Source organism: Microbacterium sp. BE35, assembly GCF_031457705.1.
GTDB classification, from domain to species: Bacteria; Actinomycetota; Actinomycetes; order Actinomycetales; family Microbacteriaceae; genus Microbacterium; species Microbacterium trichothecenolyticum.
The window spans coordinates 169,017-191,944 of the sequence record NZ_JAVDXD010000005.1; the positions used below are offsets into that span (position 1 = coordinate 169,017).

Consider the following 22,928-nt stretch of genomic DNA (forward strand, 5'->3'; position numbering starts at 1 on the left):
CGAGACCCGGGATTCTCGACGTGGACGCGTCGACTCAGACCGGCCGCGCGGCTGCGAAGAGGTTCGCCGGGTCGTAGTCGAGCTTGAGCTGACGCAGCCGCGCCCACGCGGCACCGAACGCCACCGAGCGATCGGCGCCGGGAGCGTCGACGAAGGTCAGGGCGAGCGCATCGACCCGCCACGCCACCATGGCCGCGACGCCCGCGCGCACCGCAGCCGTCGCAGGGGCCGCAGCCTCGGGCGCGGGCACCATCGCGATCGAGTGCACCAGGTACTCGCCGTCGAGCGAGGCGATCGCGCCGCCGCCCTCCGGCCGCCGATTCACGGCACCGCCGAGGTGACGCAGCTCCTGGACGAAGATCCCCGGGGTCTGAGCCGCCTCGACGAAGGCGTCGACGGCACGTGCCGGCAGCTCCCCCAGCACCGCGTGCCACGTCACCGACGGCGAAGGCTCGGGCGGGTCCATGTGCACGCCGACGAGAGCGGGCGCCGGGATGCGGGCGAACGTGTCGACCTCGGGCTGTAACGCACGGAGCGGTCCGAGCAGAGCGGATGCCGCGGCATCCGTCTCTTCGATCGCCCCGTCGATCACGACCACCGAACGACCCGACAGGAACGGCGGCAGCTCGGGCATCTGCGGGATGTGGAGGATACGCAGGGTGGTGGTCGCGGTCTCGGGCGCGGACTGCGTCCACTGCGCCCACGCGTGCGCGACCTCCGAGGCGCGCGACGCGTCCCACAGCAGCATGCCGGCGAAGACGTCGGCGACCGCGAGCAGGTCGATCTCGATCGCGACGACGACACCGAACGAGCCCGATCCGCCGCGCAGCGCCCAGAACAGGTCGGGGTGCTCGGCGGCGGATGCTCGTACCAGCGAGCCGTCGGCCGTCACGACCTCGACGGCACGCACCGCGTTCACGGCGAGGCCGTGCGCGCGGGCATAGAAGGACAGTCCGCCGCTGAGCGAATACCCGACGACCGACACGTCGCCGGCGCTGCCGTGGAGGGCCGTCAGCCCGTGCGGGGCGGCCGCCTCGAGCACGTCGTTCCAGAGCGAGCCGCCGAGCACGCGCGCGGTGCGCGTCTCGGGGTCGACGGTCACGCCGCACAGGGATCGCAGCGAGACCAGCACGGTGTGTGCGAGGTCGGTGTCGCTGAGCGCCCCCGCCCCGTGGCCGGTCGACTGCGGCGCGAGGCGCAGCCCCGAGAGCGTCGCTGCCCGCACGACGTCGACGACGTCCTGCGCGGACTCCGGGATCACGACGGCGAACGGATGCTGCGCCACGGCGAGATTCCACGGCGTCCGGGCGGCGTCGTATCCGGCGTCGCCGCGCAGCAGCGCGCGGTCACCGAGAGCGGCGCGCAGCTCGGCCGCGGCGGCGGCAACGGCGGCGTGGGGCACGTCGAGGGCGAGGTCGTTGAGGGACATGGAGATGCCTTTCGGTCAGGGAGCGCGACGGAGCATCACGACGGGATCCGTCCGCGTGGCCGCGCCACACGCGGCGGCCACCCCACGAAAGAGCAGGCTCCGCCGCCCCAGATACATCGCGGGCGCGAGTCCGGCTCAGCTCTCGAAGTCCTCCGGCTCGACCTCGTCGAGGAACCGCTTGAACTCGTCGAGCCGCTCGGCGGCATCGGTCTCTGTGAGCACGTCGGGCACGCCCGCTTCGGTGAGCACCGCGTCGGCGACCCAGATCGGCGCACCCACGCGCGACGCGAGGGCGACGGCATCGGACGGGCGAGCATCCACGATGCGGTCCCCGAGCGCGGTCGAGAGCGTGATCTCGGCGTAGAACGTGCCGTCCTCGATGCGCGTGACCTCGACCTTCGTCGCCACCGCGTCGAGCGCGGTCAGGATGAGACCCATGAGGTCGTGCGCGAGCGGCCTCGGCACATCGGCGTTCTCGACGGCGACCAGGATCGAGGTCGCCTCGAGCTGGCCGATCCAGATCGGGAGCACGAGCCCGTCGCCGGGGATCTGGTCGACGGGCTTCAGCAGCAGCACGTGCTGTCCCGACGCGTCGAGGGCTACGCCGGCCACACGTACCTGGACCATTGCGCACCCCCTCGGCTCGCGGCATCCGTCGGCGCCGTCTTCTCTCTGGGCCATCGTAGGCACCGCGCGCGCACCCGGGACAGGGGGTGCGCGCGCGGTGTCGCCGGACTGCGGGGTCAGATGACAGGAACGGGCACCGTGCTCGTCGTGGCGGGCGTCACCGGACGCGTCGCCCGCACGACACGGCCGCGCGCGCGGTGTGCGGCGAGGGCGGCGACGACCATCACGACGAGCCCCACGGCCGAGATGGCGGCGCCGATCCAGATGGGGGCGGTGTAGCCGAGACCCATGCTGATACCGAACCCGCCGGCCCACGCGCCCAGCGCGTTGCCGACATTGAACGCGCCGATGTTGGCACCCGAGGCGAGAGTGGGAGCGCCGTCGGCGTAATGCATGATGCGGCTCTGCAGTCCGGGCACGGTGCCGAAGCCGAAGGCGCCCATGAGCACGAGGCCGGCGATCGTCGCCGGCTGCGATCCGGCGAACAGGGCGAGGGCGACAAGAACGACCACCAGCGCCGTGATGAATGCGATCAGCGTCGCGTCCAGGCGGCGATCGGCCAGGCGTCCGCCAAGCCAGTTGCCGCCGACGAGACCGGCGCCGAACAGCACGAGCAGCCACGGCACCGCACTGGACGCGAACCCGCTCACTTCGGTGAGCGTATAGGCGATGTAGGTGAATGCGCCGAACATGCCGCCGAAGGCCAGGACGGTGACGGCGAGAGACAGCCACACCTGGGCCGAGCTGAACGCCCGCAGTTCTCGACGGAGGCTGATGCGCTCCTGCGCCTCCGCCGGGGCGGGGACGAGAGCTGCGATGCCGGCGAACGCGACGACGCCGATGCCGGCGATCACCCAGAACGTCGAGCGCCATCCGAACTGCTGGCCGAGGAACGTGCCGAACGGGACGCCCAGCACGTTGGCCGCCGTGAGGCCGGTGAACATGATCGCGATCGCGCCGGCGCGCTTCTCCGGCGCCACGAGGCTCGCGGCGACCACGGAGCCGATGCCGAAGAACGCCCCGTGCGACAGCGCGGCGAGGATGCGGCCGGTCATCGCGATGCCGTAGTCCGGGGCGAGGGCGGTGAGCACGTTCCCGGCGATGAAGAGCACGATGAGGCCGAGGAGCACGGGTTTGCGCGGCAGGCGGGTGGTCGCCGCGGTGAGGCCGAGCGCCCCGACCACGACGCCCAGCGCATAGCCCGAGATGAGCCAGCCCGCTGCGGCCTCACTGACGGCGAAGTCCCGGGCGACCTCGGGCAGCAGGCCCATGATGACGAACTCTGTGAGTCCGATGCCGAAGGCGCCCATGGCGAGCGCGACGAGTCCGAGTGGCATGAGGGGTCTCCTGGTATGCTGAGGTTTAGTTGCACACGCGGGATATTGCGTAGGCGGGATAAATAGTTGCACACGCTAGGTATACGCGCAAACAACTATTCCTTCGCATGGACAACGCCGCGTCGACAAGGAGGACCCATGGGCATTGCAGACGACGCCGTCGAAGTGCGCGCACAGGGCTGGCGCACGCTCGCCGCGCTGCACGGACTCATCGAGGCCGAACTCGAGCGCGGGCTCGCAGCATCCGTGGATCTGTCCGTCGTGGAGTACACAGTGCTCGACGCCCTCAGCCGCCAGGACGGCTGGCACATGCGCATGCAGCAGCTCGCGCGCGCGACGGCGCTGAGTCCCAGCGCGACCACGCGCCTCGTGAACCGGCTCGAGGACCGCGCCCTCATCACGCGCATCCTCTGCGCCGACGACCGCCGCGGCATCTACACCGAACTGACCCCTGCCGGGCGGGAGCTCTACGAGCGCGCCCGGCCCATCCACGACGACACGCTCGCGCGAGTTCTCACCGACGCCGCGGAGCAGCCCGAGCTCGCGCCGGTCGTGGAGGTGCTGCAGACGGCGGCCCCGCAGCCGGCATGACCCGGCGCGGGAACCGACCGGTGCTCAGACGGCCGCGGGCGTCCACTCCGACACGCGGGTGAGCACCTCGACCTCGTCGGCCGTGAGCTCCACACGCGCGCCGTCCAGGAGGTCGGCGACCTGCTCCACACGCGATGCGCTCGCGATCGGCGCTGCCACCGTGGGCTGCGCACGCAGCCACGCGAGCGCCGTCGCGGCGGTCGACACACCGTGGGCGCGGCCGATGCCCTCGAGCGCGTCGAGGATCTCGAGCCCCTGGGCAGTGGCGTACTGGGACGCGGCGCCGGCGCGCGGGGAGGACTGGCCCGCGGCATCCGTCGACCGGTACTTGCCGGTGAGGAAGCCCTTCGCGAGCGAGAAGTACGGCACCAGGCTCAGGTCGAACTCCTGTGCGAGCGGGATGATGTGCTCCTCGACGTCATTGCGGTGCACGAGGTTGTAATGCGGCTGGATGGCCACGGGCAGCGCGCTGCCGGCGGCCTGCGCGAGACCGACCCACTCGCGGATGCGGTCGGCGCTGTAGTTCGAGACCGCTGTGTATCGCACGAGTCCGTCGGTGACGAGCTCACCGAAAGCGGCGACGGTCTCCTCCAGCGGAACCGTCTCGTCGTCGAAGTGAGCGTAGTAGAGATCGATGGTGTCGACGCCGAGGCGCTTCAGCGATGCTTCGGCGGCGGCGCGCACGTTCTTCGCCGACAGCCCTTTGAATCCGGGGTGCTGGCTGACCTTCGTCGCGACCACGACGTTCTCGGGCTTCCGCGCCGCGAGCCACTCGCCGATGATCGTCTCGCTCTCGCCACCGGAGTTGCCGTCGACCCACGCGCTGTACGAGTCGGCGGTGTCGATGAAGTTCCCGCCGCCGGCGTGGAAGGCGTCGAGGATCGCGAACGACGCGTCGCGATCGGCCGTCCAGCCGAACACGTTGCCGCCGAGCGAGAGGGGAAGGACGTCGAGGGAGCTGGTTCCGATGAAGGTCATGCTTCGAGGCAACCACGCGGCGCGCCGATCGCTTCCCCGATGACGCGACATGACGCCTCGCGACCTGGCGTGGCTTCTCCCGGAGCGAGAGTGCATTCACCGGAATGGATGCCGCGCGCGTACGGTTGCAGACGACATGCAGCGATTCGGAACCCTCTCGTTCGGACACTACGGCCCGCTCGGCGGCGGCCGGCAGCTCACCGCCGCCGACTCGATGCTGCAGGCGATCGACCTCGCCCAGGGAATGGACGAACTGGGGGCGAATGGCGCGTACTTCCGGGTGCACCACTTCGCGCGCCAGCAGTCCTCCCCCATGCCGCTGCTGGCCGCCATCGCCGCGCGCACCGAGAACATCGAGGTCGGCACCGGCGTCATCGACATGCGCTACGAGAATCCGCTCTACCTCGCCGAGGAGGCGGCTTCCGTCGATCTCATCTCGGGCGGCAGGCTCGCGCTGGGCGTGAGCCGTGGCTCCCCCGAGAGCGTCGTTCGCGGATACGAGGCGTTCGGCTACACGGGGTCCGAGGATCCGCGCGGCGCCGACCTCGCACGTGAGCACTTCGACCTCTTCCTCCGCGCGATCGACGGTGAAGGACTGGCGGAACGCGATGCATCGTCTCCCTTCGGAGCCGGCGCCACCGGACTGCAGCGCATCGAGCCGCACTCCCCCGGCCTGCGCTCGCGTGTGTGGTGGGGCGCCGGCAACCGCGACTCCGCGGAATGGGCCGGCCGGACGGGTGTGAACCTGATGTCGTCGACCCTCCTCACCGAGGCCGACGGCACCCCGTTCGATCTGCTGCAGGCGCAGCAGATCGACGCGTTCCGCGCCGCGTGGCGCGAAGCGGGGCACACCGGAGAGCCGCGCGTGTCGGTGAGCCGCTCCATCTTCCCCATCACGACCGCCGAGGAGCGGATGTACTTCGGCGGGCGCCAGGACGGCGACCAGATCGGCGTGATCGACGGCATCCGCTCGACGTTCGGCAAGACCTACGCGGCAGAGCCCGACGAGCTCGTCGAGCAGCTCAAGGAGGACGCCGCGATCGCGTCGGCCGACACCCTGATGCTCACGATCCCGAGTCAGCTCGGCGTCGAGTTCAACCTGCGGGTCGTCGAGTCGTTCGCCAAATACGTCGCGCCGGCGCTGGGCTGGCAGTCCACGCGCGTCTGACCGGAATCACTCTCCTCGAGGCGCCGCGGAGGACCCCTCGTCGTCACGCGAGCGGGTTCTTGACCGGTCGGTCAGTCAGGCGTACCGTTCGAATCGACCCCCGATCGGGAGCCATCTGATCTGGAAAGGAGGAGATCCGAATGAAGAAGTGGACTCGCTGGGAGGACTGGGTCGCAGCCGGTGTCGGCCTCATCGCCGTGGTGTGCGCGTTCGCCCTGCCGCAGATGGGCGCGTCGATGCCGTGGATGCTGATCGTCGGCGTCCTGCTGATCGCCGCAGGCGTCGCCAACCTCGCGATGCCGGGGATGGTGGCGATGGAGTATGTGCAGCTCGCGCTCGGCGCGCTGCTGTTCGTGGCTCCTTGGCTGGGCGGATACGCCGACATGCAGTCCGGCGCCGCCTGGGTCAGCTGGATCGGTGGGGCGGTCGCGGTGATCGTGGCCGCGCTCGCCGTGAGACCCGCCATGCACATGCACGACCAGGCCATCCCGCACTGAGGTGCGAGCCGAGACGGGGGCGCCGGATCAGACCGACGCCCCCGCCGACCTTTTCCAGGACTCGACATGACCCGCAGCCGCGAGAGCCGCACGCTCATCCTCGACGCCGCCGAGCGCCTCTTCGCGGAGCGCGGCTTCGATGCCACACCCACGACGGCGATCGCCGACCTCGCCGGTGTGCCCAAAGGGCTGCTGTTCTACTACTTCCCCACCAAGACCGATCTGCTCCGCGCCCTGGTGGGTGAGCGCCTGGACCTCGATCCGATCGACACCTCCGGACTGATCGCGCGCGGGGATCCGGCACAGACCCTGCTGAACGTGACGGACCGGCTGCGTGAACTGCAGGCGGAGTCGGCGGTGCGGCGGGTCATCGTGTGGCGCGAACACCGCACGCACCCGGAGGTGCGCGAGAAGCTCCACGACTACCGCAGTCAGTTGCAGGCGATCGTCGAGCGTGTGCTCGGGGCGAGCATCCTCCACCCGATCGCCGCGCGCCGGGTGCGCACCGCGGCCGCGGCCTGGGTCGCGATCATCACCACCCCGACGCTCCTCGACCACGTCGGCAAGGAGGGATCGGCGGGCGACGACGCGGCTGAGACGGTGATCAGCCCCGCCGAACCGGCCGACCTGCCCGCCCTCGCGGACCTGATCTCGGCGGGCCTGCGCGACTCTGCGGCGTGAACCCGCCGGGCGTCAATCGAGCGTCTCGATGCCGGTGATCCGCAGCTCCTCGACGTCGAGGCGCGTCTGGATCTGGGTGACCACAGCATCATCCACCGCGCCTTCGCGCCGGAGGCGATAGAGCACATCGCGCTTGCGGTCGAGCACCGCGATGCGCAGCCGCGAATACTCCTCGTCGCGCTCCTGGGGCGAGGGCAGCGGGGCCGGTGCCTCGAGCAGCGCCGTGGCCGTGCCGGGCGCCTCGTCCGCAGCCGCCTCGGGCCGGTCCGCGCCCGCCCGGGACAGGCCGGCAGCCATCACCGGATCCGAGGCGGTGTCACCCGTCTCCCCTATCCGACGGTCGAGGTCGGCGATCTGGCGGTCGACCTCGGCCTGCTCCCGCGCTTGCGCGCGCTCGTTGTTGCGCTCGAGGAACTCGTAGTAGTCGCGAGTCAGCCGATCTCGCGTCTCCTCGCTGATGCCATGGTCGTGCGCGATCTCCTTGACCGCGGTGAGAGCGGCACCCGTGATCGCGCGCTCGGCGAGTTCGAGCTCCTTCTGCATCGCCATGTCGTCGGGCAGGCGCGCCCACCGGACGACCGCGGGCAGCAGAGGTCCCTGTACGAGCAGCGTCAGGAGGATGACACCGGCCGTCACGAAGATGATCTCGTCGCGGCCGGGCAGCGCCTCCCCCGAGGCGGTGGTCAGCGGAACCGACAGGGCGATCGCGAGCGACACCGCACCGCGGAACCCGGCGACGGCGCTCACGATCCGCGCCCGATAGGTCGTGCGGCGCAGACGCTGCGAGGGCCGGCGATCGAGCAGGCGGATGATCATGACGGACGTCGTCTGGAAGACGAACCGCGCGACGAGCAGCACGAGCCACACCGCGACGGTCATGACCGCCAGCCAGCCGATCTCGCGGCCCGGGATCTCATGAGCGACGGCTTGCACCTCGAACCCGATCAGCACGAACAGCGAGCCGTTGAGCAGAAAGGAGCCGAGGGGCCAGGTCCACGCGGCCTGCCGGCGCGAGGCGGCGGTGCTGATGCGCGGCTGGATGTAGGCGATGATGAGGCCCGCGACCACGACGGCGAGCACGCCCGACGCCTGGATGAGCTCGGCTACCAGAAACGCCGTGAACGGCACCAGCAGCAGAGCGATATTGAGGTTCAGCGTGTTACGGGTGCGTCGCATCACCAGGTAGGCGAGGCCCGCGACGACGATCCCTGCGGCCGCCCCGCCGACGTACGACAGCGCGACGAGGCCGGTGACGTCCAGCGGGGTGTACGTGCCGCCGACCGCCACTCCCACGGCCACCCCGTAGATGACGAGCGCCGTGCCGTCGTTGGTGAGGCTCTCGGCTTTGAGGTTCATGAAGTTGCGACGAGGCAGCATGCGGCCGAGCGCCGCCACCGCGGTCGCGTCCGTCGGGGCGACCGCCGCCCCCAGGATGAGCGCGGCGTCCCACGGCAGGCCGAGCAGGTACGCGACGCCGGCGACGGCGAACGCACTGGCGACCACCAGCGCCGTGCTCATCAGGAAGATGCCGCGGAAGTCGCGGCGGATCGACCGCAGTGAGGTGGTGAGGCTCTCCCAGAACAGCAGCACGGGAAGGAACAGCAGCAGCACGGTCTCAGGCGGCAGCTCGATCTCGCGAACCTCGGGGATGAATCCGAGCGCCAGCCCCGCGACCACCAGCAGCAGGGGAACCGCCACCCTGAGCCGGGGCGCGAGGATCGCGCCGGTGAGCACAGTGATCCCGACGAGCACGGTGACTTCGAGTCCGTTCATGCGCGGCCTCCCTTCAGTGCAATGATCCTCGCAACCGCGCACGGGGCGAAGGGATTCCCGATGCCGGGTGCCGCAGGGCCTGTCTCAGTCGGCAGGCCCGCGGGTAGACTCCGGCCTGTCGAGGCGATGGAGGCGACGCGGATGGACAGCACGGATCTGGCCGATCTGATCGACGACCTGACCGCGAAGGCGCGCGACGCGTCGAGCGGGCGCGCCGCGCGCACCATCCGCGGAGGCCATGAGCACGCCCTGCGCGAGACCGTCATCGCGCTGCGCGCCGGTCACGAACTCGCCGAGCACGAGAGCCCTCACGAAGCCACGCTGCAGGTGCTGCGCGGGCGCGTGCGCCTCGTCGCCGGCGACGACGCGTGGGACGGAGCATCCGGTGATCACCTCACGGTTCCGCCGCAGCGCCACAGTCTCGCGGCGCTCGAGGACTCCGTCGTGCTGCTGACCGTCTCGAACCGCGTGCCCTGAGCTCCGGTCGCCCAGCGGACTGACTCCGGCGTGTTCAGGGCAGTCCCGTGACCGAGACGCCGAGCCATTCCGCCAGCTCGGCGATCTCGGCGCGCACCATTTCGGACTCCTCGGCGTCGAACGGCAGGAACTCGTGCAGGGCGTTGATCCTGAGCACCTCGCGGTTCCGGTCGACCTCCGCGTCGAGCATCCCGACGAATCGGTCGCCCATCAGGATCGGATGCGCGAAGAAGCCGTACCGCCGCTGGGCCTTCGGCTTGAACTGCTCGAGGACGTAGGTGAACTCGAAGACCTCCTCGAGCCGCTTGCGGTCGAAGAGCAGGCTGTCGTAAGGGTTCAGGAAGGCGACACGACCGCCGGAATCCTCGTCGTCGAGCGCGGCGAGCGCTTCGGGGTCGACGCGATACTTCGTGGTGCTGCCCTCGACGACCGCGGGTTCGCCGGTGTCCTTCGCGACGCCGCTCCAGTACCAGTGGGGTTTAGTGAGTCCAGCCGACTGGAGCCGGCGTGCCGCGAGCAGTACGGCGGCCTCGTCGTCCGCGTACTCGGGCAGGTCCTGCGGGTAAACGCGCTCGGCGAGGTCCCACACGCGATGCCGACCCTCACGGCCGGTGACCGCGACCTCTCCCTGGCGCAGCAGGAAGTCCAGCATGTGGGGCACCTGGTTCGACCCCGACCAGCCGTCGGGCGAGCGGCTCACCTGCGCCGTATCGGGGATGTCGCTCGCGAGGAGCGGACCTTCGGCGCGCAGCCGCGCCAGCACGTCGGCGCGGAACCCGGCGTTCGCCTCGAGCCACTGCCGACTGCTCTCGCGCTGCGGCCACCGGCGCATGGCCGGCAGCATCAGTGGCAGCAGGCTCGTCGGCCGGAACGTGCCGTCGAACTCGAAGAGCAGCCGTTCGTCCTCGACGACCTTGCGCAGCTGCCCGGGCTCGTACGACCAGCCGATCCGCGACCACAGCACGGTGTGCTCGCACGGCGCGATCGTCGCGGTGGGATCTATCTTGATGTAGCCGAGCTGCTCGGCCACCTCGACGACGTCGCCCGCACGCTCGGCGTCGAGCAGCTGGGCGCGCACCACGATGCGCCGCGCCTGATCCCGCGTGAGCTGATGCGCCGTCACGCGGACGCAGCGGCTTCCGCGGGAAGCACCATCCACCGATGAAGCGTGCCTTCAGGCACCTCGCCGACCGGGCGCTCCTCGGTCTGGTTCACTCCGGCGCCGATCCCGTCGAGCGAGAGCGACATCGTTGCGACGACGGCGGACATGCGAACCTCCGATGAGAACGTGCGGTCGCGCCCCACGCTAGCCCGATGCGCCGACGCGGTCGACCGTTCGGCGTCAGCGTTCGACGATGTCTCCCGCGTGGACGCCGATCCACGCCATGAGCGGCATCATGCGCTCCATCAGCTCGTCGCCGAGCGGTGTCAGCGAGTACTCCACGCGCGGCGGCACCTCGGGATACGACGTGCGCGCGACCAGACCGTCCTTCTCGAGGGTGCGCAGCGTCGAGGCGAGCATCTTCTCGCTGATGCCCTCTACGGTGCGACGCAGCTCGCCCCACCGGATCGTGCCCTCGGTGAGGGCCATGAGCACGAGTACACCCCACTTGCTCATGACGTGGTCGAGGACGACACGCGTCGGGCACGCCTCGTCGAAGACGCCGGGAATCTCTGCCCGGATTTCCGCAAAACTCACCACCACGTGGGTACCTTACCTCAAAGTGGGTACCCTCCGGCTGGAATGTCAATCGCCATCGCGGGCGTTGCCGTGGGGTGGGTGCGCAAGGCGCCTCCCCACCGAAAGGACACCCATGACCATCCTCGTGACCGCCGCCGGCGGACAGCTCGGCCACCTCGTCATCGATGCGCTCCTCGATCGCGGCGTCGCCCCTGGCGATATCGTCGCCGGCGCCCGCACGACCTCGAAGGTCGCGGATCTGGTGGACCGCGGCATCCGTGTCGTCCCCCTCGACTACGACGCTCCCGAGTCCGTCGCCGCCGCGCTCGAGGGTGTCGACGCACTGCTGCTGATTTCGGGGTCCGAGCCCGGCCGGCGCCACGAGGGCCACGTGAACGTGATCGACGCGGCGAAGGCCGCGGGCACGGCGAAGGTCGTCTACACGAGCCTCGCGCACGCCGATTCCGTCGACTTCGTGCTCGCGCCGGATCACAAGGCGACCGAGGAGTACCTTGCCGCAAGCGGCGTTCCCGCCGTCGTGCTGCGCAACAACTGGTACACCGAGAACTACACCCCCGACGTGCTGCGCGCCGCCGAGACCGGTGTGGTCGCCGCGTCCGTCGGCGACGCGACCGTCGCCGCCGCGAGCCGTGCCGACTACGCCGAGGCCGCGGCCGTCGTGCTCACCGAGGGCGGCCACCTGGGCCGCACCTACGAGCTCTCGGGCGACACCGCGGTGTCGTACGCCGACCTCGCCACGGCTGCCGCCGCGGTGCTCGGCCGCGACGTCGCTTATGTGCCGGTCTCTCGCGAGCAGCTCGAGGCCGCTCTCACCGAGGCAGGTCTCGACGCGGGCACCGTCGGCTTCGTCGCCGAGCTGGAGGCCGGTATCGCGCGGGGCGTCCTGGCCGACGCCGACCCGACGCTCGCGCGCCTCCTCGGCCGCCCCACCACACCGGTCGCCGAGGGCCTGCGCGCCGCCGTGGCGGCGTCGCGCGTCAACGCCTGACGCGATGACGGCGAAGGGGAGGATGCCGCAACCGCAGCATCCTCCCCTTCGCCGTTGGCTCTACTGCCGGGTTGCGCGATCGATCGACATGACGAGGATCACGCGGTCCTCCTTGTCGCGGGGCGGCGTCGAGCTCGGGTTCCCGTAGCGGTTCTGGAGCCGCACGTAGAACGCGCCCTCGGGGTTGGGGACGACGTCGACGAGCTTGCCCGCGACCTCGAGGTACCGGAACGGCGAGTCGGGGTCGAGGATCGACAGCGACATCGACGGGTTGTGCTGCAGGTTGCGGTACTTCTGGCGGTAGTTCGTGTGCGTGAACCGGACGTGCTCGCCGTCGAACTCGAACCACATCGGGTTGACCTGCACGGTGTCGTCGGGCCGGATGGTCCCGAGGTGCGCGTACACCGGGAGCGCGAGCAGGTGGCGGCGGTCAGCGGGGACGATGTCGTCGACGTGGCGCATGGCTCCAGTCTGCCGTGGCTCCGGAGACCGACGGTCGAACGGTGTCACCCACGCACTCCCAGGTCGATGCGGTCCCACTCGACGACGTCGCGAAGCAGCTGCCGGTCGTGGGTGGACACGACCACGGCTGCATCCGTCGCCTGCAGCGCCGCCGTCAGCTCGTCGACGAGCGTGAACGAGAGGTGGTTCGTAGGCTCGTCGAGAAGCAGCACGTGCGGGCGCACCGCGAGGGCGAGCGCGAGATCGAGCCTGCGCACCTGCCCCATCGACAGCTCTCCGACGCGGCGCCCGGTCTCCCGCGACGTGAGCAGCCCGAGCGCACTCAGGCCGGCCGCCTGCGACGCCGCGAGCGCGCCGGACGCGACTGCCTTCCCGACCCGCTCGTCGTAGAGCTCGGACGCACGCCGGTCGGGATCGAGCACGGACTCCTGACGCAGCAGGGAGAGACGGATGCTGCCGCCCCGGCGCACCGCGCCCCCCAGGGCACCCGCTTCCTGGGCCGCAGCGTCCGCATCGTGGGAGTCGACAGTGCCGGCCAGCGCCGCCAGCAGCGTCGACTTGCCGGCGCCGTTGGGGCCGGTGACGACGACCCGCGCGCCGCTGTGGAGCACCAGCGAGACCGGCCGCGGCATCCGTCCGTCCAGGTGCAGGTGCTCGGCGACCAGCAGCGCCGCCGCACCGCGGGACGGCAGCGCCGGGAATGCGAACCGCATCGGCGGCGGGGGCACGGTGACCGCGTGCGCCTCGAGCGCGGCGCGGCGGCGGTGCATCGTCTGCGTGATGCCCGCGGCGCGGGTGGCCCGACCGTGCTTCGGCGATCCCTTCTCCGGCCGCCAGCCGGTCACGAGCCGGTTCTGCGCCGCGCTCAGGTCGTCCTGCAGTCGTGTCCGCTCGGCCTGCTCGCGGTCGTACAGCTGCTGCCAGCGCTCGCGCTCGGCCTCGCGCCCTTCGCGGTAGGCGTCGAAGCCGCCGTACACGCGCGGACGGTCGTCCGGGGTCGGGTCGAGGTCGACGAACGTGTCGGCGACATCGGCGAGCAGCGCGCGATCGTGGCTGACCACGATGACGCCTCCGGCCCGTGCGCGCAGCTGTGCGGTGAGGAAGTCGAGGCTCTCCCGATCGAGGTGGTTGGTCGGCTCGTCCAGCAGCAGGAAGTCGTGGTCCGCGCCCAGCAGGCACGCGAGACGCACGCGATAGCGCTGCCCCACGGAGAGTTGCGCAAGCGGCCTCGTGCGGTCCGTCTCGGCCCCGAGCGCTTCGAGCGCGACCTCGACGCGCCGCTCCGCGTCCCAGGCGTCCAGCGCGACGGCGCGGTCGAGCGCCTGCGCGTACGCGTCGGCAGCGGCGCCTGTCGGGTGATCCGTGCTGAGGGCGACGGATGCCTCGTCCAGCGCATCGAGAGCCGCGAGGGCGTCCGCGATGGCCTCGGCCACCGCGTCGCCCACCGTGCGGCGATCACCCTTCGGCATCTCCTGCTCGGCGAGCGCGAGGGTGCCCACGCGCGCGATGTCGCCCGCATCGGGCACGAGCAGGCCGGCGAGCAGGTGCAGCAGCGTGGACTTGCCACGGCCGTTCTCGCCGACGATCGCGATGCGCGCGGCGGGCGTCACCACGAGGTCGACGTCGTTCAGGATCCGGTGACCCGCACGCGAGAACGAGACGCGCGCGGCGGTGAGCTGCGCGCGGTCGCGCGCAGGAGTGCGGGTGAGGGAAGGCATGTGGTGTGTCCACTTCCGAGACCGGGGCCTCTGCGGGCACGCTGGGCCCGTGGGCGCGCGCGTGCGGATGATCTGACGGGGCCCGGGAAGGGGCCGGATGCCGCAGGCACGCGTCGCTCGGATGACTCGACGAGCGACATGCGGGCGCGGCCGCACGTCGGATCAGATGAAGAAGTGGAAATGCACGGCTCGAGCATAGCCGCCGCAGCTGGACACCGCCCGGGCACGAACTACGCTCGGACCATGGCGACGCAGCCCGCACCGGGGTGGTACGAGGACGGCTCCGGCAAACAGCGCTGGTGGGACGGCACGCACTGGACCGACCAGTTCATCGACCTGCGCGAGCGCGACACCGAACTGCGAACGGATGCCGGACCCGCCGCATCCGGCCCGGCACAGGCAGGGTGGTACGACGACCAGCGCGGCCGCACACGCTGGTGGGACGGCCGGCGCTGGACGAGCGAGGTGCGCTACAGCGGGCAGGAGCAGGACTTCACCGGCGTCGTGATCGATGGTCGGTGGATCCACTTCGGCGACCTGAGCCAGCCTGTGAGGGAGGTCGCGGCGTCCGCCGACTCGGGCGATGCGCTGCTTCGGCGCCCGGAGTTCACGAAGGCGGCGGTCGAGAGGCGGATGTTCGGGCCGGCCGGCCCCATCACGCCGCGCACGCTCAACAGGGCGATCACGCGTGCAGCACCGCACCTCGTGATCGCGGGGCCGCAGCTATGGGTCTCGCCGTTCCCGGCGGCGCGCGATGCCGAGGCCCGCCGCTTCATCACCTGGGTGAACAGCAGCGCCGACCACTACCGTTACCGCTGACGGGTCTTCAGTCGGGCAGCGCGAGCGGGAGTTCGCGCCCGTCGTCCCACGGCTCGGTCCAGCCGAGGCGGTCGAACAGCGCGTCGAGGACCATCCCGGTGAATCCCCACACCAGGTGCTCGCCGGTCGCATGCCGCACGAGGAATCCGGGGCCGCGCCACTCCTGCCCGCCGCGACGGATCACCGTGACCCCGCGGTTCGCCGGGCTGAGCAGATCGGCGACGGGCGCACGGAAGACCTCGGCGGACTCCGCCTCGTCGACGACGCGGACCGGTGACGGATGCCGCCACCACGCCAGCACCGGAGTCACCACGTGCTGCGAGAAGGCGAGAGGGATGTCGACGAGCTCGCCCAGCACCTCGACGCCGGCGGGGTCGAGGCCGGTCTCCTCGCGCGCCTCGCGCAGCGCCGCGGCCACGGGGCCGTCGTCGCCCGGATCGAGACGGCCGCCGGGGAACGCGACCTGCCCCGGGTGCGCGCGCAGCGTCGTCGCGCGCGACAGGAGCAGCACGTCGAGGTCGCGCGACACGGCGTGGGCCTGCGCGTCGTGATCGCTGGGGAGCGTGTCGAGCACCCCGAAGAGCATGAGCACCGCCGCCGGGCGCGGATCGGCCGGTGAAGGCAGATCCACCAACGCGCCCGCTCCGGTCGCGGAATCGTCGGCGAGCGCGGCGAGCTGGGCACGCGCACCGAGGGCATGACCACGGCGCGGCTCGCCGGTCTGCGGAGTCGACGGCTGCGGCATCCGTTCAGGCTACGCCGCATCCTGGACACGCGGTCCCGGCTGACGGAACCGGCTGTTGACCGCCGCTCGGCCGTGCCGCTACGTTCGCCCCGTGGCGCACCGGCGCCATCGGGCGCACCGCGCCGCGTGTGCCTGCGCTGCTGGGGAGCCGCATGATCACCGTCGAAGGCCTTCGGGCCCTGCACGTCTTCGCCGAGGTGCCCGACGCGGCCCTCGCCCACCTCGCCGGCGCGGTCGAGGACATCCGGCTCGTGACGGGCGAGTACTTCGCGCACGAAGGCGACACTCGGGCCCTCTTCGTCGTGGTCGAAGGGGTGGCCGAGATCACGAAAGTGGTGGGCGGCGAGGAGCGCGTCATCGGCACGCGCCGGCCGGGTCAGTTCTTCGGCGAAGTCCCGATGACCCTCAGCACGCCGTTCCCGGCGAGCGGCCGTGCCGGGGAGCCGACGCGCGTGCTCAAACTCGAGCCCGCCGTCTACTACTCGCTCGCCGCGGACGCGCCGTCGGTCCCCGACCGGGTCGCGGGGCTCGCGCGGCGGTACCTGGACTCGCTCCAGACGATGGCCGCCGAGCAGCACGAGTACGAGGTGCGGCTCATCCATCCGCGACGCAGCGCCCGCGCGCACCGCGTGATCGGGTTCCTCTCGCGCAACCAGGTCGACTTCGAACGCGTGGACGTGGATGCCGCCGCCGACGCCCCGCACTACCCGCTGATCGAGCTCGCGAGCGGCGCGCGGTTCGAGAATCCGACGATGCGGCAGATCGCCGAGGCGGTCGGGCTCGATGTGACGCCCGCAGCCGACCGCTATGACGTCGTGATCCTGGGCGCCGGCCCCGCCGGTCTTACCGCCGCCGTGAACGCCGCAGCCGAGGGTCTGCGGACGCTTGTCGTGGAGACCTTCGCGCCCGGCGGCCAGGCGGGCACCTCGACGCGGATCGAGAACTACACCGGATTCCCGTTCGGCATCTCGGGCGACGACCTGGCAAGACGCGCCTTCACACAGGCGAAGCGGCTCGGCGCGGAGATCGTGGTCACGCGCACGGTCGAGGCACTGGACCCTGAGACGCGCGAGCTGACGCTCGACGGCGGCGACGTCGTGCGCGCCGAGGTCGTCATCCTCGCGACGGGCGTGGTGTGGCGCACGCTCCCGGTCGAGGGCGTGGAGCGGTTCCTCGGCAGCGGCGTCTACTACGGCGCCGCGCGCAGCGACTCGGCGGTGGCGCAGGGTGCGGACGTCTGCATCATCGGCGCCGGGAACTCGGCCGGGCAGGCGGCGCTGTTCTTCAGCAGGCACGCACGGTCGGTCACGATGCTCGTGCGCGGCGAATCGCTCGAGTCGAGCATGTCGCGCTACCTCATCGACCAGATCGCGGCGATCCCTGCGATCCGCGTCGAGACCCGCAGCGAGGTGGTCGGACTGCACGGCGCCGATGCGCTCCGCGCCGCCGACATCGCCGACCGCCGCACGGGCGCCGTCGAGGAGCGCGACGTCGACGTGCTCTTCGTCATGATCGGGGCCGACGCCGAGACCGCGTGGCTGCCGGCTGAGATCGCGCGCGACGCGCGCGGGTTCGTGCTCACTGGGGCGGATGCGGCGGAATCGGGTTCGTGGCACCATGCGCGCCGCCCGTTCGCCCTCGAGACGACCGTGCCCGGCGTCTTCGCGATCGGCGACGTGCGGTCCGGCTCGGTGAAGCGCGTCGTCGCGGGCGTCGGCGAGGGCGGCGCAGCGATCGCGTTCACGCACCAGTACCTCGCGCTCGGCGCGGCCGCACCGCGCGCCTGACTGCGCGCACAGGATCGGAGGCTTCGCCCGACGCGCCGGGTGGCGGCATCCGTCGCCGGCGTGTCTCCCCGAACTTCCGATTCTGCGCCCGCGGTCGCACCCTCGCGGGCGCACAGGATCGGACGCCTCTCGCGACACGCCGGGTGGCAGCATCCGGGTCCCGGCGTGTCGTCGGACAGGTCCGATTCTGTGCTCGGGCGTCAGGCGCGGAAGTAGGTCTCTGCGACGCGGGCGAGGTCCCACAGGTCGCTCACGCCGGCGAGCTCGCGTGCCGAGTGCATGGAGAGGATCGGGATGCCGACGTCCACGGTGCGGATGCCGAGACGGGTCGCCGTGATCGGGCCGATCGTCGATCCGCACGGCACCGCGTTGTTCGAGACGAACTCCTGGCTCGTGACGCCCGCCGCGGCGCACCAGCCGTTCCAGGCGGCCGCGCCGGCGGCATCCGTGGCGTACCGCTGGTTGGCGTTGATCTTCAGGATCGGGCCGGAGCCGAGCACCGGCTGCACGACGGGGTCGTGCTTGTCGGGGTAGTTGGGGTGCACCGAGTGGCCCACGTCGCTCGAGACGCACCAGGACGCGGCGAGCGCACGCAGCTGCTGCTCGCGGTCGGCGCCCAGCGACAGCCACAGCCGCTCGAGCACGTCGGACAGGAACGGACCGGCCGCGCCCGACCGGGTGCCCGAGCCCACCTCCTCGTGGTCGAAGACGGCGAGCATAGCGATGTGGTCGGCGTCGTGCCCGTCGGCCGCGCGCTCGAGGGCGACGACCCCGGCGTGCACGGACGCGAGGTCGTCGAGGCGGCCGGAGGCGAAGAAGACGTCGTCGCGTCCGAACGCCGCACCACGCGCGGCGTCGGCGGTGACGACGTCGTAGCCGCGGACGCGCGCCGCGTCGACGCCGGCCTCGCGCGCGAGCTCGCCGAGGATGTCGGCGGACTCCGCCTCGCCGAGGCCCCACACCGGCTGGGTCTGCGACTGCTTGTCGAGCGCGAGGTGGTCGTTGACCTCGCGATCGAGGTGGATCGCAAGCTGCGGCAGCCGCAGCAGCGGACCGGTCGCGGCGAGCACGGCCGTGCCGTCGTCGAGCACGAGGCGACCCGCCAGCCGCAGTTCGCGATCGAGCCACGAGTTCAGGAGCGGGCCGCCGTAGATCTCGACGCCGGCCTGCAGCCAGCCGAGCTTGCCGGTGGTCGGCTTCGGCTTGAGCTTGAACCCCGGCGAGTCGCTGTGGGCGCCGAAGATGCGCACACCCGTCGACGCCGACGCACCCTTCGGCACGACCCACGCGATCGCCGCGCCGTCGCGCACCACGACGTACTTCCCACCGGCGGGAGCCGGCCACCCGGCCGCCTCGTCGAGACGCGTGAACCCCGCGTCCTCGAGGCGGCTCGCGACCTCGGCAGCGGCGTGGAAGCTCGACGGCGACGCCGCCACGAACGCGGCGAGATCGTCCGCGTGCGCGAGGGCTGCGGGGCGGGCGGGAGCGATGGACGAGGGCACGGATGAGCCTCCTGTAGACATGCGGCGGGTGCTTCGATCGTAGTTCGGAGGACCTTCCCAGGGCGCCCAGGGAGCGGGATCTGAGCTCTTGACCTGGCCTTTTCAGACTTTGCGCTCACATGTAACGTTCAGGTAACGCACCGGAAGCGTCCAGAAAGGCCCGGGAGACTCGGGGACTTGTGCCCGCCCGAACGGTCACGACGCGCCGCCCGATGGCGCATTTCGCTGATACGGAACCCGGTCTTATATGCGCTCCCACACGTCTCTTCTGCCCGCACGTCGCACCGTCCGCCGCGCCGAACGCCGCCTCCGCCGCCGCCCGGTGCTGGTCGCCGCGACGCTCGCAGTAGGCGTGCTGGCCACCGCCGCGTTCAGCACGGCGACCCCCGCGTCGCAAGCCGAGGCGTCCGGCGCGCTCACGAATTTCGCGCTGGCGTCGTACTCCACCGCCTCCGTCAAGGCCGAGGCTGCCGCAACTCCGAGCGCCTTCGAGAAGACGGTCGCCGACGCGGACGCAGCGGTGACCGCCGCGACCACCGTCGCCGCCGACATCGCCACGTCGGGCCTCGACGTCGGCACGCCCGACACGACCGTCGACACCTCGGAGCTCGAGGGTGCCGTCGCTCAGCTGAAGCGCGCGCAGTCGCTCCCGGCCGAGTACACGACGGAGGTCACGGATGCGGTGACCACCCTGACCGCGTCGGTCAACGAGCAGGCGCAGGGCCTGCGCGGCAAGCTCGACGCCGCGATCGCGCTCAAGGCGCAGCGGGAGGCGGAGGAGAAGGCCCGCAAGGAGGCTGAAGCCGCCGCAGCCGCCAAGGCCGCCGAGGAAGCCGCCGCCGCGGCCGCCGCGAAGAAGTCGTCGGCGCCGCGTTCGTCCGGCGGCGGCGCGCCGGTGTTCGCCACCGGCGGCGCCGTGGGCGGCACCAGTCCTGCCGACGCCCAGGCGACCGCCCGATCGATGCTCGGAGGCTACGGCTGGGGCGACGACCAGTTCGGCTGCCTCGTGTCGCTGTGGAACAAGGAGTCGGGCTGGAACTACCAGGCCTACAACCGCTCGAGCGGCGCCTACGGCATCCCGCAGGCTCTTCCCGGCAGCAAGATGGGCAGCGCCGGTGCCGACTGGCAGACCAACCCGGCGACGCAGATCGCCTGGGGTCTCGGCTACATCTCGGGCCGCTACGGCAGCCCCTGCGGCGCGTGGAGCCACTCGCAGTCGACCGGTTGGTACTGATCAACGCCGCGAAGCTCATAGGCGATCCATAGCGCTCGCCTGACAGCCTCGAAGAGGGCACGTCCAGACTGTGGACGTGCCCTCTTCGTCATCTCCGCCGTCGCCCGGGCCGCGTCTGCTGTACGTCGAGGACGAGGCCGAGATCGCCGGCATCGTCGTCGAGATGCTCGGCGACGAGTACGACGTCGACCACGCGTCGACGGGCGAGGAGGGGCTGCGTCTTGCGCTCGGCCGCCGCTACGACGTGATCGTGGTTGATCGCCGCTTGCCCGGCATGTCGGGCGTCGAACTCGTCGGCGCCGTCCGCACGGCGCGCATCGCGACGCCCGCACTCATGCTCACGGCGCTCGGCGCGGTCGACGACCGCGTGACCGGGCTCGACGCCGGCGCCGACGACTACCTCATGAAGCCGTTCGACTTCGCCGAGCTGCGCGCCCGGCTGCGCGCGCTCCGCCGCGGGCGCGGAGCCGGCGATCGCCGCGAGCTCGGCGACTGGGTGTTCACCCCCGCCTCGCAGGCGCTCTACTCCCCCGCCGACGGCCGCATCCCGCTCACGCAGGCCGAATCCGAGCTGCTGGAACTTCTGACCTCGAGCCCCGAGCACGTGTTCTCGCGCGACGAGATCCTCGCTCATGTGTTCCCCGGCGGCTCGGCCACCACGGTCGACACCTACGTGCACTACGTCCGCCGCAAGTCGACGCCCGAGATCATCGAGACCGTCCGCGCGCGCGGGTATCGCAGCGGGACACCCTGATGAGCGAGCGGACGGATGCTGCCACCGCCGCCGACCGCCGGCGCGTGCAGCAGGCAGCCCTCCGCGCCGGGGTCTGGGTGGCCGTCGCCGCGGCGGCGGTGGTGGCGATCATCACCACGGTCATCGTCGCGGTGATGTTCGCGACCTCGCGGCCCGAGCACAGTCCGCCGCACGGTCCCGGCGGTGGGGGCTGGGACGGACCGGGTGATCGGGTGATCGACCTCGACGACGTCGTTCCCCTCGCGATCCTGATCGGGCTGATCGGCGTCGTCGCGCTGGGGTTCGTCGCCTGGTGGGCGTCCAAGCGGGCGGCGCAGCCGCTGGCGGATGCCCTCGAGGTGCAGCGCACCTTCGTCGCCGACGCCAGCCACGAGCTGCGCACGCCCCTGACGACCCTCACCAGCCGGATCCAGCTCGCACAGCATCGGGCTGAACGCGGCGGCGACGTCGACGCCGTACTCGCCGATCTGCGCCGGGATGCGATGGTGATGGATGCGGTGCTCACCGACCTGCTGCTCACGGCCGAGACGGCCGGCGCCCGCGCCGGCGACGGCGGCGCCTTCGCATCGGTCGCCGCCGCCGCGCACGACGCCATCGCGGTCATCGAGCCTCGGGCCGCCGCGCGCGGCGTCGCACTCATCGCCGAGGCATCCGCCGATCTGCTCGTCTGTGCCGACCACACCTCGCTGACGCGCGCGCTGATGGCGCTGCTCGACAATGCTGTGCGCTACTCCCCCACCGGCTCGACGATCACCGTCCGCGCACGACCCGCCGGGCGCCGCGTGGAGATCAGGGTGGTCGATGAGGGCAGCGGCATCGCCGGCATCGATCCCGATCGGCTGTTCGACCGCTTCGCCCGTTCGACCGACGTGGCGAGCGAGGACGGGCGACGTGGGTTCGGGCTCGGCCTCGCTCTGGTGCGCGACATCGTCACGCGCTTCGACGGCAGCGTGCGCGTCGAGAAGACATCGCGCGCCGGCACGACGTTCCTGCTGGATCTGCCCTCGGGCGGCCGGCGCGCGGGGGAACGCTGAGGGTTCCCGGGCGCGAACCTATGAGAATGCCCAGATCGACCGACTCTTTGAGCATTCTTGGAACCTCGGAGGGACAGTGTGGTCATGTCCGACAGCACCCCTGAAAAGCCCGGCGGCACGCCCGGCGAGGCCGCACCCACCGAGCCGGTCGCTCCCGAGTCCGCCCCTTCCCGACCTGCGGCGCCCACCCCGGCGATGACGCCTCTCCCGCCGCAGCCGCCCGTCGCGCCGGCGTCCCCCACACCGGATGCGACACAGGCCGCTCCGGTCGCTCCGGCCGCAGCGGCCGCACCCGCGACCGCCACGGAGACGCCGACGTTGCTGCGGCGCACGTGGGTCAAGGTCACCGGTGCCGCGGTCGCCGCCGTCCTGCTCCTCGGCGTCGGCTTCGGCACCGGTTGGGCGGCGGGCAGCGCCCGCGGACCCGTCGGGGCTCCGGTCGGCTGGAACCAGGGCGGCCACACGCCGGGCAGCCCCGGAGACGGCTCCGGGCAGCGCGGCGGCCCCGACGACGGCCGGCAGAACCGCGCACCCGGCGGTCCGGGTCAGGGCGACCCGCACGGCGACGACGCCGACTCCGACTCCGGGACCGAGTCCGACGGCTCCTGACCCTCCTCCGCCGACC

At 71.6% G+C, this 22,928-nt stretch carries 24 protein-coding genes; 12 read left to right on the forward strand and 12 right to left on the reverse strand.

Annotated elements, in window-relative coordinates:
* Positions 1 to 34: 34 nt before the first annotated feature.
* The 3 genes from J2Y46_RS16705 to J2Y46_RS16715 all read right to left on the reverse strand — a co-directional run bounded on the left by J2Y46_RS16705 (position 35) and on the right by J2Y46_RS16715 (position 3,393).
* Positions 35 to 1,429, reverse strand: a complete 1,395-nt coding sequence (locus tag J2Y46_RS16705) for an FAD-binding oxidoreductase (protein WP_310243763.1) — start codon at positions 1,427 to 1,429, stop codon at positions 35 to 37.
* 135 nt (positions 1,430 to 1,564) lie between these two features.
* Positions 1,565 to 2,056, reverse strand: coding sequence for a bifunctional nuclease family protein (locus J2Y46_RS16710; protein WP_045300176.1), 492 nt, complete (start codon positions 2,054 to 2,056; stop codon positions 1,565 to 1,567).
* A 116-nt stretch (positions 2,057 to 2,172) separates the two neighbouring features.
* Positions 2,173 to 3,393 (reverse strand): MFS transporter, encoded by a 1,221-nt coding sequence (locus J2Y46_RS16715; protein ID WP_310243766.1) that lies wholly within the window; start codon positions 3,391 to 3,393, stop codon positions 2,173 to 2,175.
* Between the two features lie 138 nt (positions 3,394 to 3,531).
* Here J2Y46_RS16715 and J2Y46_RS16720 point away from each other — a divergent pair, with 138 nt between their 5' ends.
* Positions 3,532 to 3,984 carry a MarR family winged helix-turn-helix transcriptional regulator gene (locus tag J2Y46_RS16720; protein WP_045300180.1) on the forward strand — a complete coding sequence of 151 codons (453 nt, stop codon included), beginning with the start codon at positions 3,532 to 3,534 and terminating at the stop codon, positions 3,982 to 3,984.
* 24 nt (positions 3,985 to 4,008) lie between these two features.
* On the opposite strand, the gene J2Y46_RS16725 is transcribed toward J2Y46_RS16720, so the two are convergent.
* Entirely contained in the window at positions 4,009 to 4,962 is a 954-nt protein-coding gene (locus tag J2Y46_RS16725; protein ID WP_045300182.1) for an aldo/keto reductase, read from the reverse strand.
* A gap of 136 nt (positions 4,963 to 5,098) precedes the next feature.
* Here J2Y46_RS16725 and J2Y46_RS16730 point away from each other — a divergent pair, with 136 nt between their 5' ends.
* The 3 genes from J2Y46_RS16730 to J2Y46_RS16740 all read left to right on the forward strand — a co-directional run bounded on the left by J2Y46_RS16730 (position 5,099) and on the right by J2Y46_RS16740 (position 7,308).
* Positions 5,099 to 6,130 (forward strand): LLM class flavin-dependent oxidoreductase, encoded by a 1,032-nt coding sequence (locus J2Y46_RS16730; protein WP_045300184.1) that lies wholly within the window; start codon positions 5,099 to 5,101, stop codon positions 6,128 to 6,130.
* A 140-nt stretch (positions 6,131 to 6,270) separates the two neighbouring features.
* Positions 6,271 to 6,627 carry an SPW repeat protein gene (locus J2Y46_RS16735; protein WP_045300185.1) on the forward strand — a complete coding sequence of 119 codons (357 nt, stop codon included), beginning with the start codon at positions 6,271 to 6,273 and terminating at the stop codon, positions 6,625 to 6,627.
* 66 nt (positions 6,628 to 6,693) lie between these two features.
* Entirely contained in the window at positions 6,694 to 7,308 is a 615-nt protein-coding gene (locus J2Y46_RS16740) for a TetR/AcrR family transcriptional regulator (protein ID WP_045300186.1), read from the forward strand.
* A gap of 12 nt (positions 7,309 to 7,320) precedes the next feature.
* On the opposite strand, the gene J2Y46_RS16745 is transcribed toward J2Y46_RS16740, so the two are convergent.
* Positions 7,321 to 9,081 carry a Na+/H+ antiporter gene (locus J2Y46_RS16745; RefSeq protein ID WP_045300188.1) on the reverse strand — a complete coding sequence of 587 codons (1,761 nt, stop codon included), beginning with the start codon at positions 9,079 to 9,081 and terminating at the stop codon, positions 7,321 to 7,323.
* A gap of 141 nt (positions 9,082 to 9,222) precedes the next feature.
* On the opposite strand from J2Y46_RS16745, the gene J2Y46_RS16750 reads away from it, so the two are divergent.
* The gene (locus J2Y46_RS16750; protein WP_045300190.1) at positions 9,223 to 9,558 is read left to right on the forward strand and encodes a cupin domain-containing protein; all 336 of its coding nucleotides are present in this window, start codon (positions 9,223 to 9,225) and stop codon (positions 9,556 to 9,558) included.
* A gap of 34 nt (positions 9,559 to 9,592) precedes the next feature.
* Here J2Y46_RS16750 and J2Y46_RS16755 read toward each other — a convergent pair whose 3' ends face one another.
* The 3 genes from J2Y46_RS16755 to J2Y46_RS16765 all read right to left on the reverse strand — a co-directional run bounded on the left by J2Y46_RS16755 (position 9,593) and on the right by J2Y46_RS16765 (position 11,263).
* Positions 9,593 to 10,681 (reverse strand): DNA glycosylase AlkZ-like family protein, encoded by a 1,089-nt coding sequence (locus J2Y46_RS16755; RefSeq protein ID WP_310243773.1) that lies wholly within the window; start codon positions 10,679 to 10,681, stop codon positions 9,593 to 9,595.
* Positions 10,678 to 10,827 carry a hypothetical protein gene (locus J2Y46_RS16760; RefSeq protein WP_310243776.1) on the reverse strand — a complete coding sequence of 50 codons (150 nt, stop codon included), beginning with the start codon at positions 10,825 to 10,827 and terminating at the stop codon, positions 10,678 to 10,680. Before J2Y46_RS16760 ends, J2Y46_RS16755 begins: the two co-directional genes overlap by 4 nt.
* Before the next feature lie 73 nt (positions 10,828 to 10,900).
* Entirely contained in the window at positions 10,901 to 11,263 is a 363-nt protein-coding gene (locus J2Y46_RS16765; RefSeq protein ID WP_045300196.1) for a helix-turn-helix domain-containing protein, read from the reverse strand.
* Between the two features lie 109 nt (positions 11,264 to 11,372).
* Here J2Y46_RS16765 and J2Y46_RS16770 point away from each other — a divergent pair, with 109 nt between their 5' ends.
* Positions 11,373 to 12,248, forward strand: coding sequence for an SDR family oxidoreductase (locus J2Y46_RS16770; RefSeq protein ID WP_310243779.1), 876 nt, complete (start codon positions 11,373 to 11,375; stop codon positions 12,246 to 12,248).
* Between the two features lie 60 nt (positions 12,249 to 12,308).
* Here the strand turns inward: J2Y46_RS16770 and J2Y46_RS16775 are convergent, their stop codons facing one another.
* Both J2Y46_RS16775 and J2Y46_RS16780 read right to left on the reverse strand, forming a co-directional pair.
* A complete protein-coding gene (locus J2Y46_RS16775) occupies positions 12,309 to 12,710 on the reverse strand; it encodes a PPOX class F420-dependent oxidoreductase (protein ID WP_310243782.1) in 402 nt (133 codons plus the stop codon).
* 44 nt (positions 12,711 to 12,754) lie between these two features.
* Complete coding sequence (locus J2Y46_RS16780; protein WP_045300200.1) at positions 12,755 to 14,428, reverse strand: ATP-binding cassette domain-containing protein; 1,674 nt, start codon at positions 14,426 to 14,428, stop codon at positions 12,755 to 12,757.
* Between the two features lie 243 nt (positions 14,429 to 14,671).
* Here J2Y46_RS16780 and J2Y46_RS16785 point away from each other — a divergent pair, with 243 nt between their 5' ends.
* On the forward strand, positions 14,672 to 15,247 hold the full coding sequence (locus tag J2Y46_RS16785) for a DUF2510 domain-containing protein (protein ID WP_045300203.1): 576 nt from the start codon (positions 14,672 to 14,674) through the stop codon (positions 15,245 to 15,247).
* Positions 15,248 to 15,254: 7 nt separating this feature from the next.
* Here the strand turns inward: J2Y46_RS16785 and J2Y46_RS16790 are convergent, their stop codons facing one another.
* On the reverse strand, positions 15,255 to 15,992 hold the full coding sequence (locus tag J2Y46_RS16790) for a CoA pyrophosphatase (protein ID WP_045300205.1): 738 nt from the start codon (positions 15,990 to 15,992) through the stop codon (positions 15,255 to 15,257).
* A 152-nt stretch (positions 15,993 to 16,144) separates the two neighbouring features.
* On the opposite strand from J2Y46_RS16790, the gene J2Y46_RS16795 reads away from it, so the two are divergent.
* Positions 16,145 to 17,779: a cyclic nucleotide-binding domain-containing thioredoxin-disulfide reductase gene (locus J2Y46_RS16795; RefSeq protein WP_045300207.1), complete on the forward strand. Its 1,635-nt coding sequence runs from the start codon at positions 16,145 to 16,147 to the stop codon at positions 17,777 to 17,779.
* 200 nt (positions 17,780 to 17,979) lie between these two features.
* Here the strand turns inward: J2Y46_RS16795 and J2Y46_RS16800 are convergent, their stop codons facing one another.
* The gene (locus J2Y46_RS16800) at positions 17,980 to 19,302 is read right to left on the reverse strand and encodes a M18 family aminopeptidase (protein WP_045300209.1); all 1,323 of its coding nucleotides are present in this window, start codon (positions 19,300 to 19,302) and stop codon (positions 17,980 to 17,982) included.
* A 226-nt stretch (positions 19,303 to 19,528) separates the two neighbouring features.
* On the opposite strand from J2Y46_RS16800, the gene J2Y46_RS16805 reads away from it, so the two are divergent.
* The 4 genes from J2Y46_RS16805 to J2Y46_RS16820 all read left to right on the forward strand — a co-directional run bounded on the left by J2Y46_RS16805 (position 19,529) and on the right by J2Y46_RS16820 (position 22,912).
* Positions 19,529 to 20,515 carry a lytic transglycosylase domain-containing protein gene (locus J2Y46_RS16805; RefSeq protein ID WP_045300212.1) on the forward strand — a complete coding sequence of 329 codons (987 nt, stop codon included), beginning with the start codon at positions 19,529 to 19,531 and terminating at the stop codon, positions 20,513 to 20,515.
* 76 nt (positions 20,516 to 20,591) lie between these two features.
* A complete protein-coding gene (locus tag J2Y46_RS16810; protein ID WP_045300581.1) occupies positions 20,592 to 21,269 on the forward strand; it encodes a response regulator transcription factor in 678 nt (225 codons plus the stop codon).
* Positions 21,269 to 22,303: a sensor histidine kinase KdpD gene (locus tag J2Y46_RS16815; protein WP_045300214.1), complete on the forward strand. Its 1,035-nt coding sequence runs from the start codon at positions 21,269 to 21,271 to the stop codon at positions 22,301 to 22,303. The genes J2Y46_RS16810 and J2Y46_RS16815 overlap by 1 nt, the downstream gene beginning before the upstream one ends.
* Positions 22,304 to 22,387: 84 nt before the next feature.
* A complete protein-coding gene (locus J2Y46_RS16820) occupies positions 22,388 to 22,912 on the forward strand; it encodes a hypothetical protein (RefSeq protein WP_045300216.1) in 525 nt (174 codons plus the stop codon).
* The last annotated feature ends 16 nt before the right edge of the window (positions 22,913 to 22,928 follow it).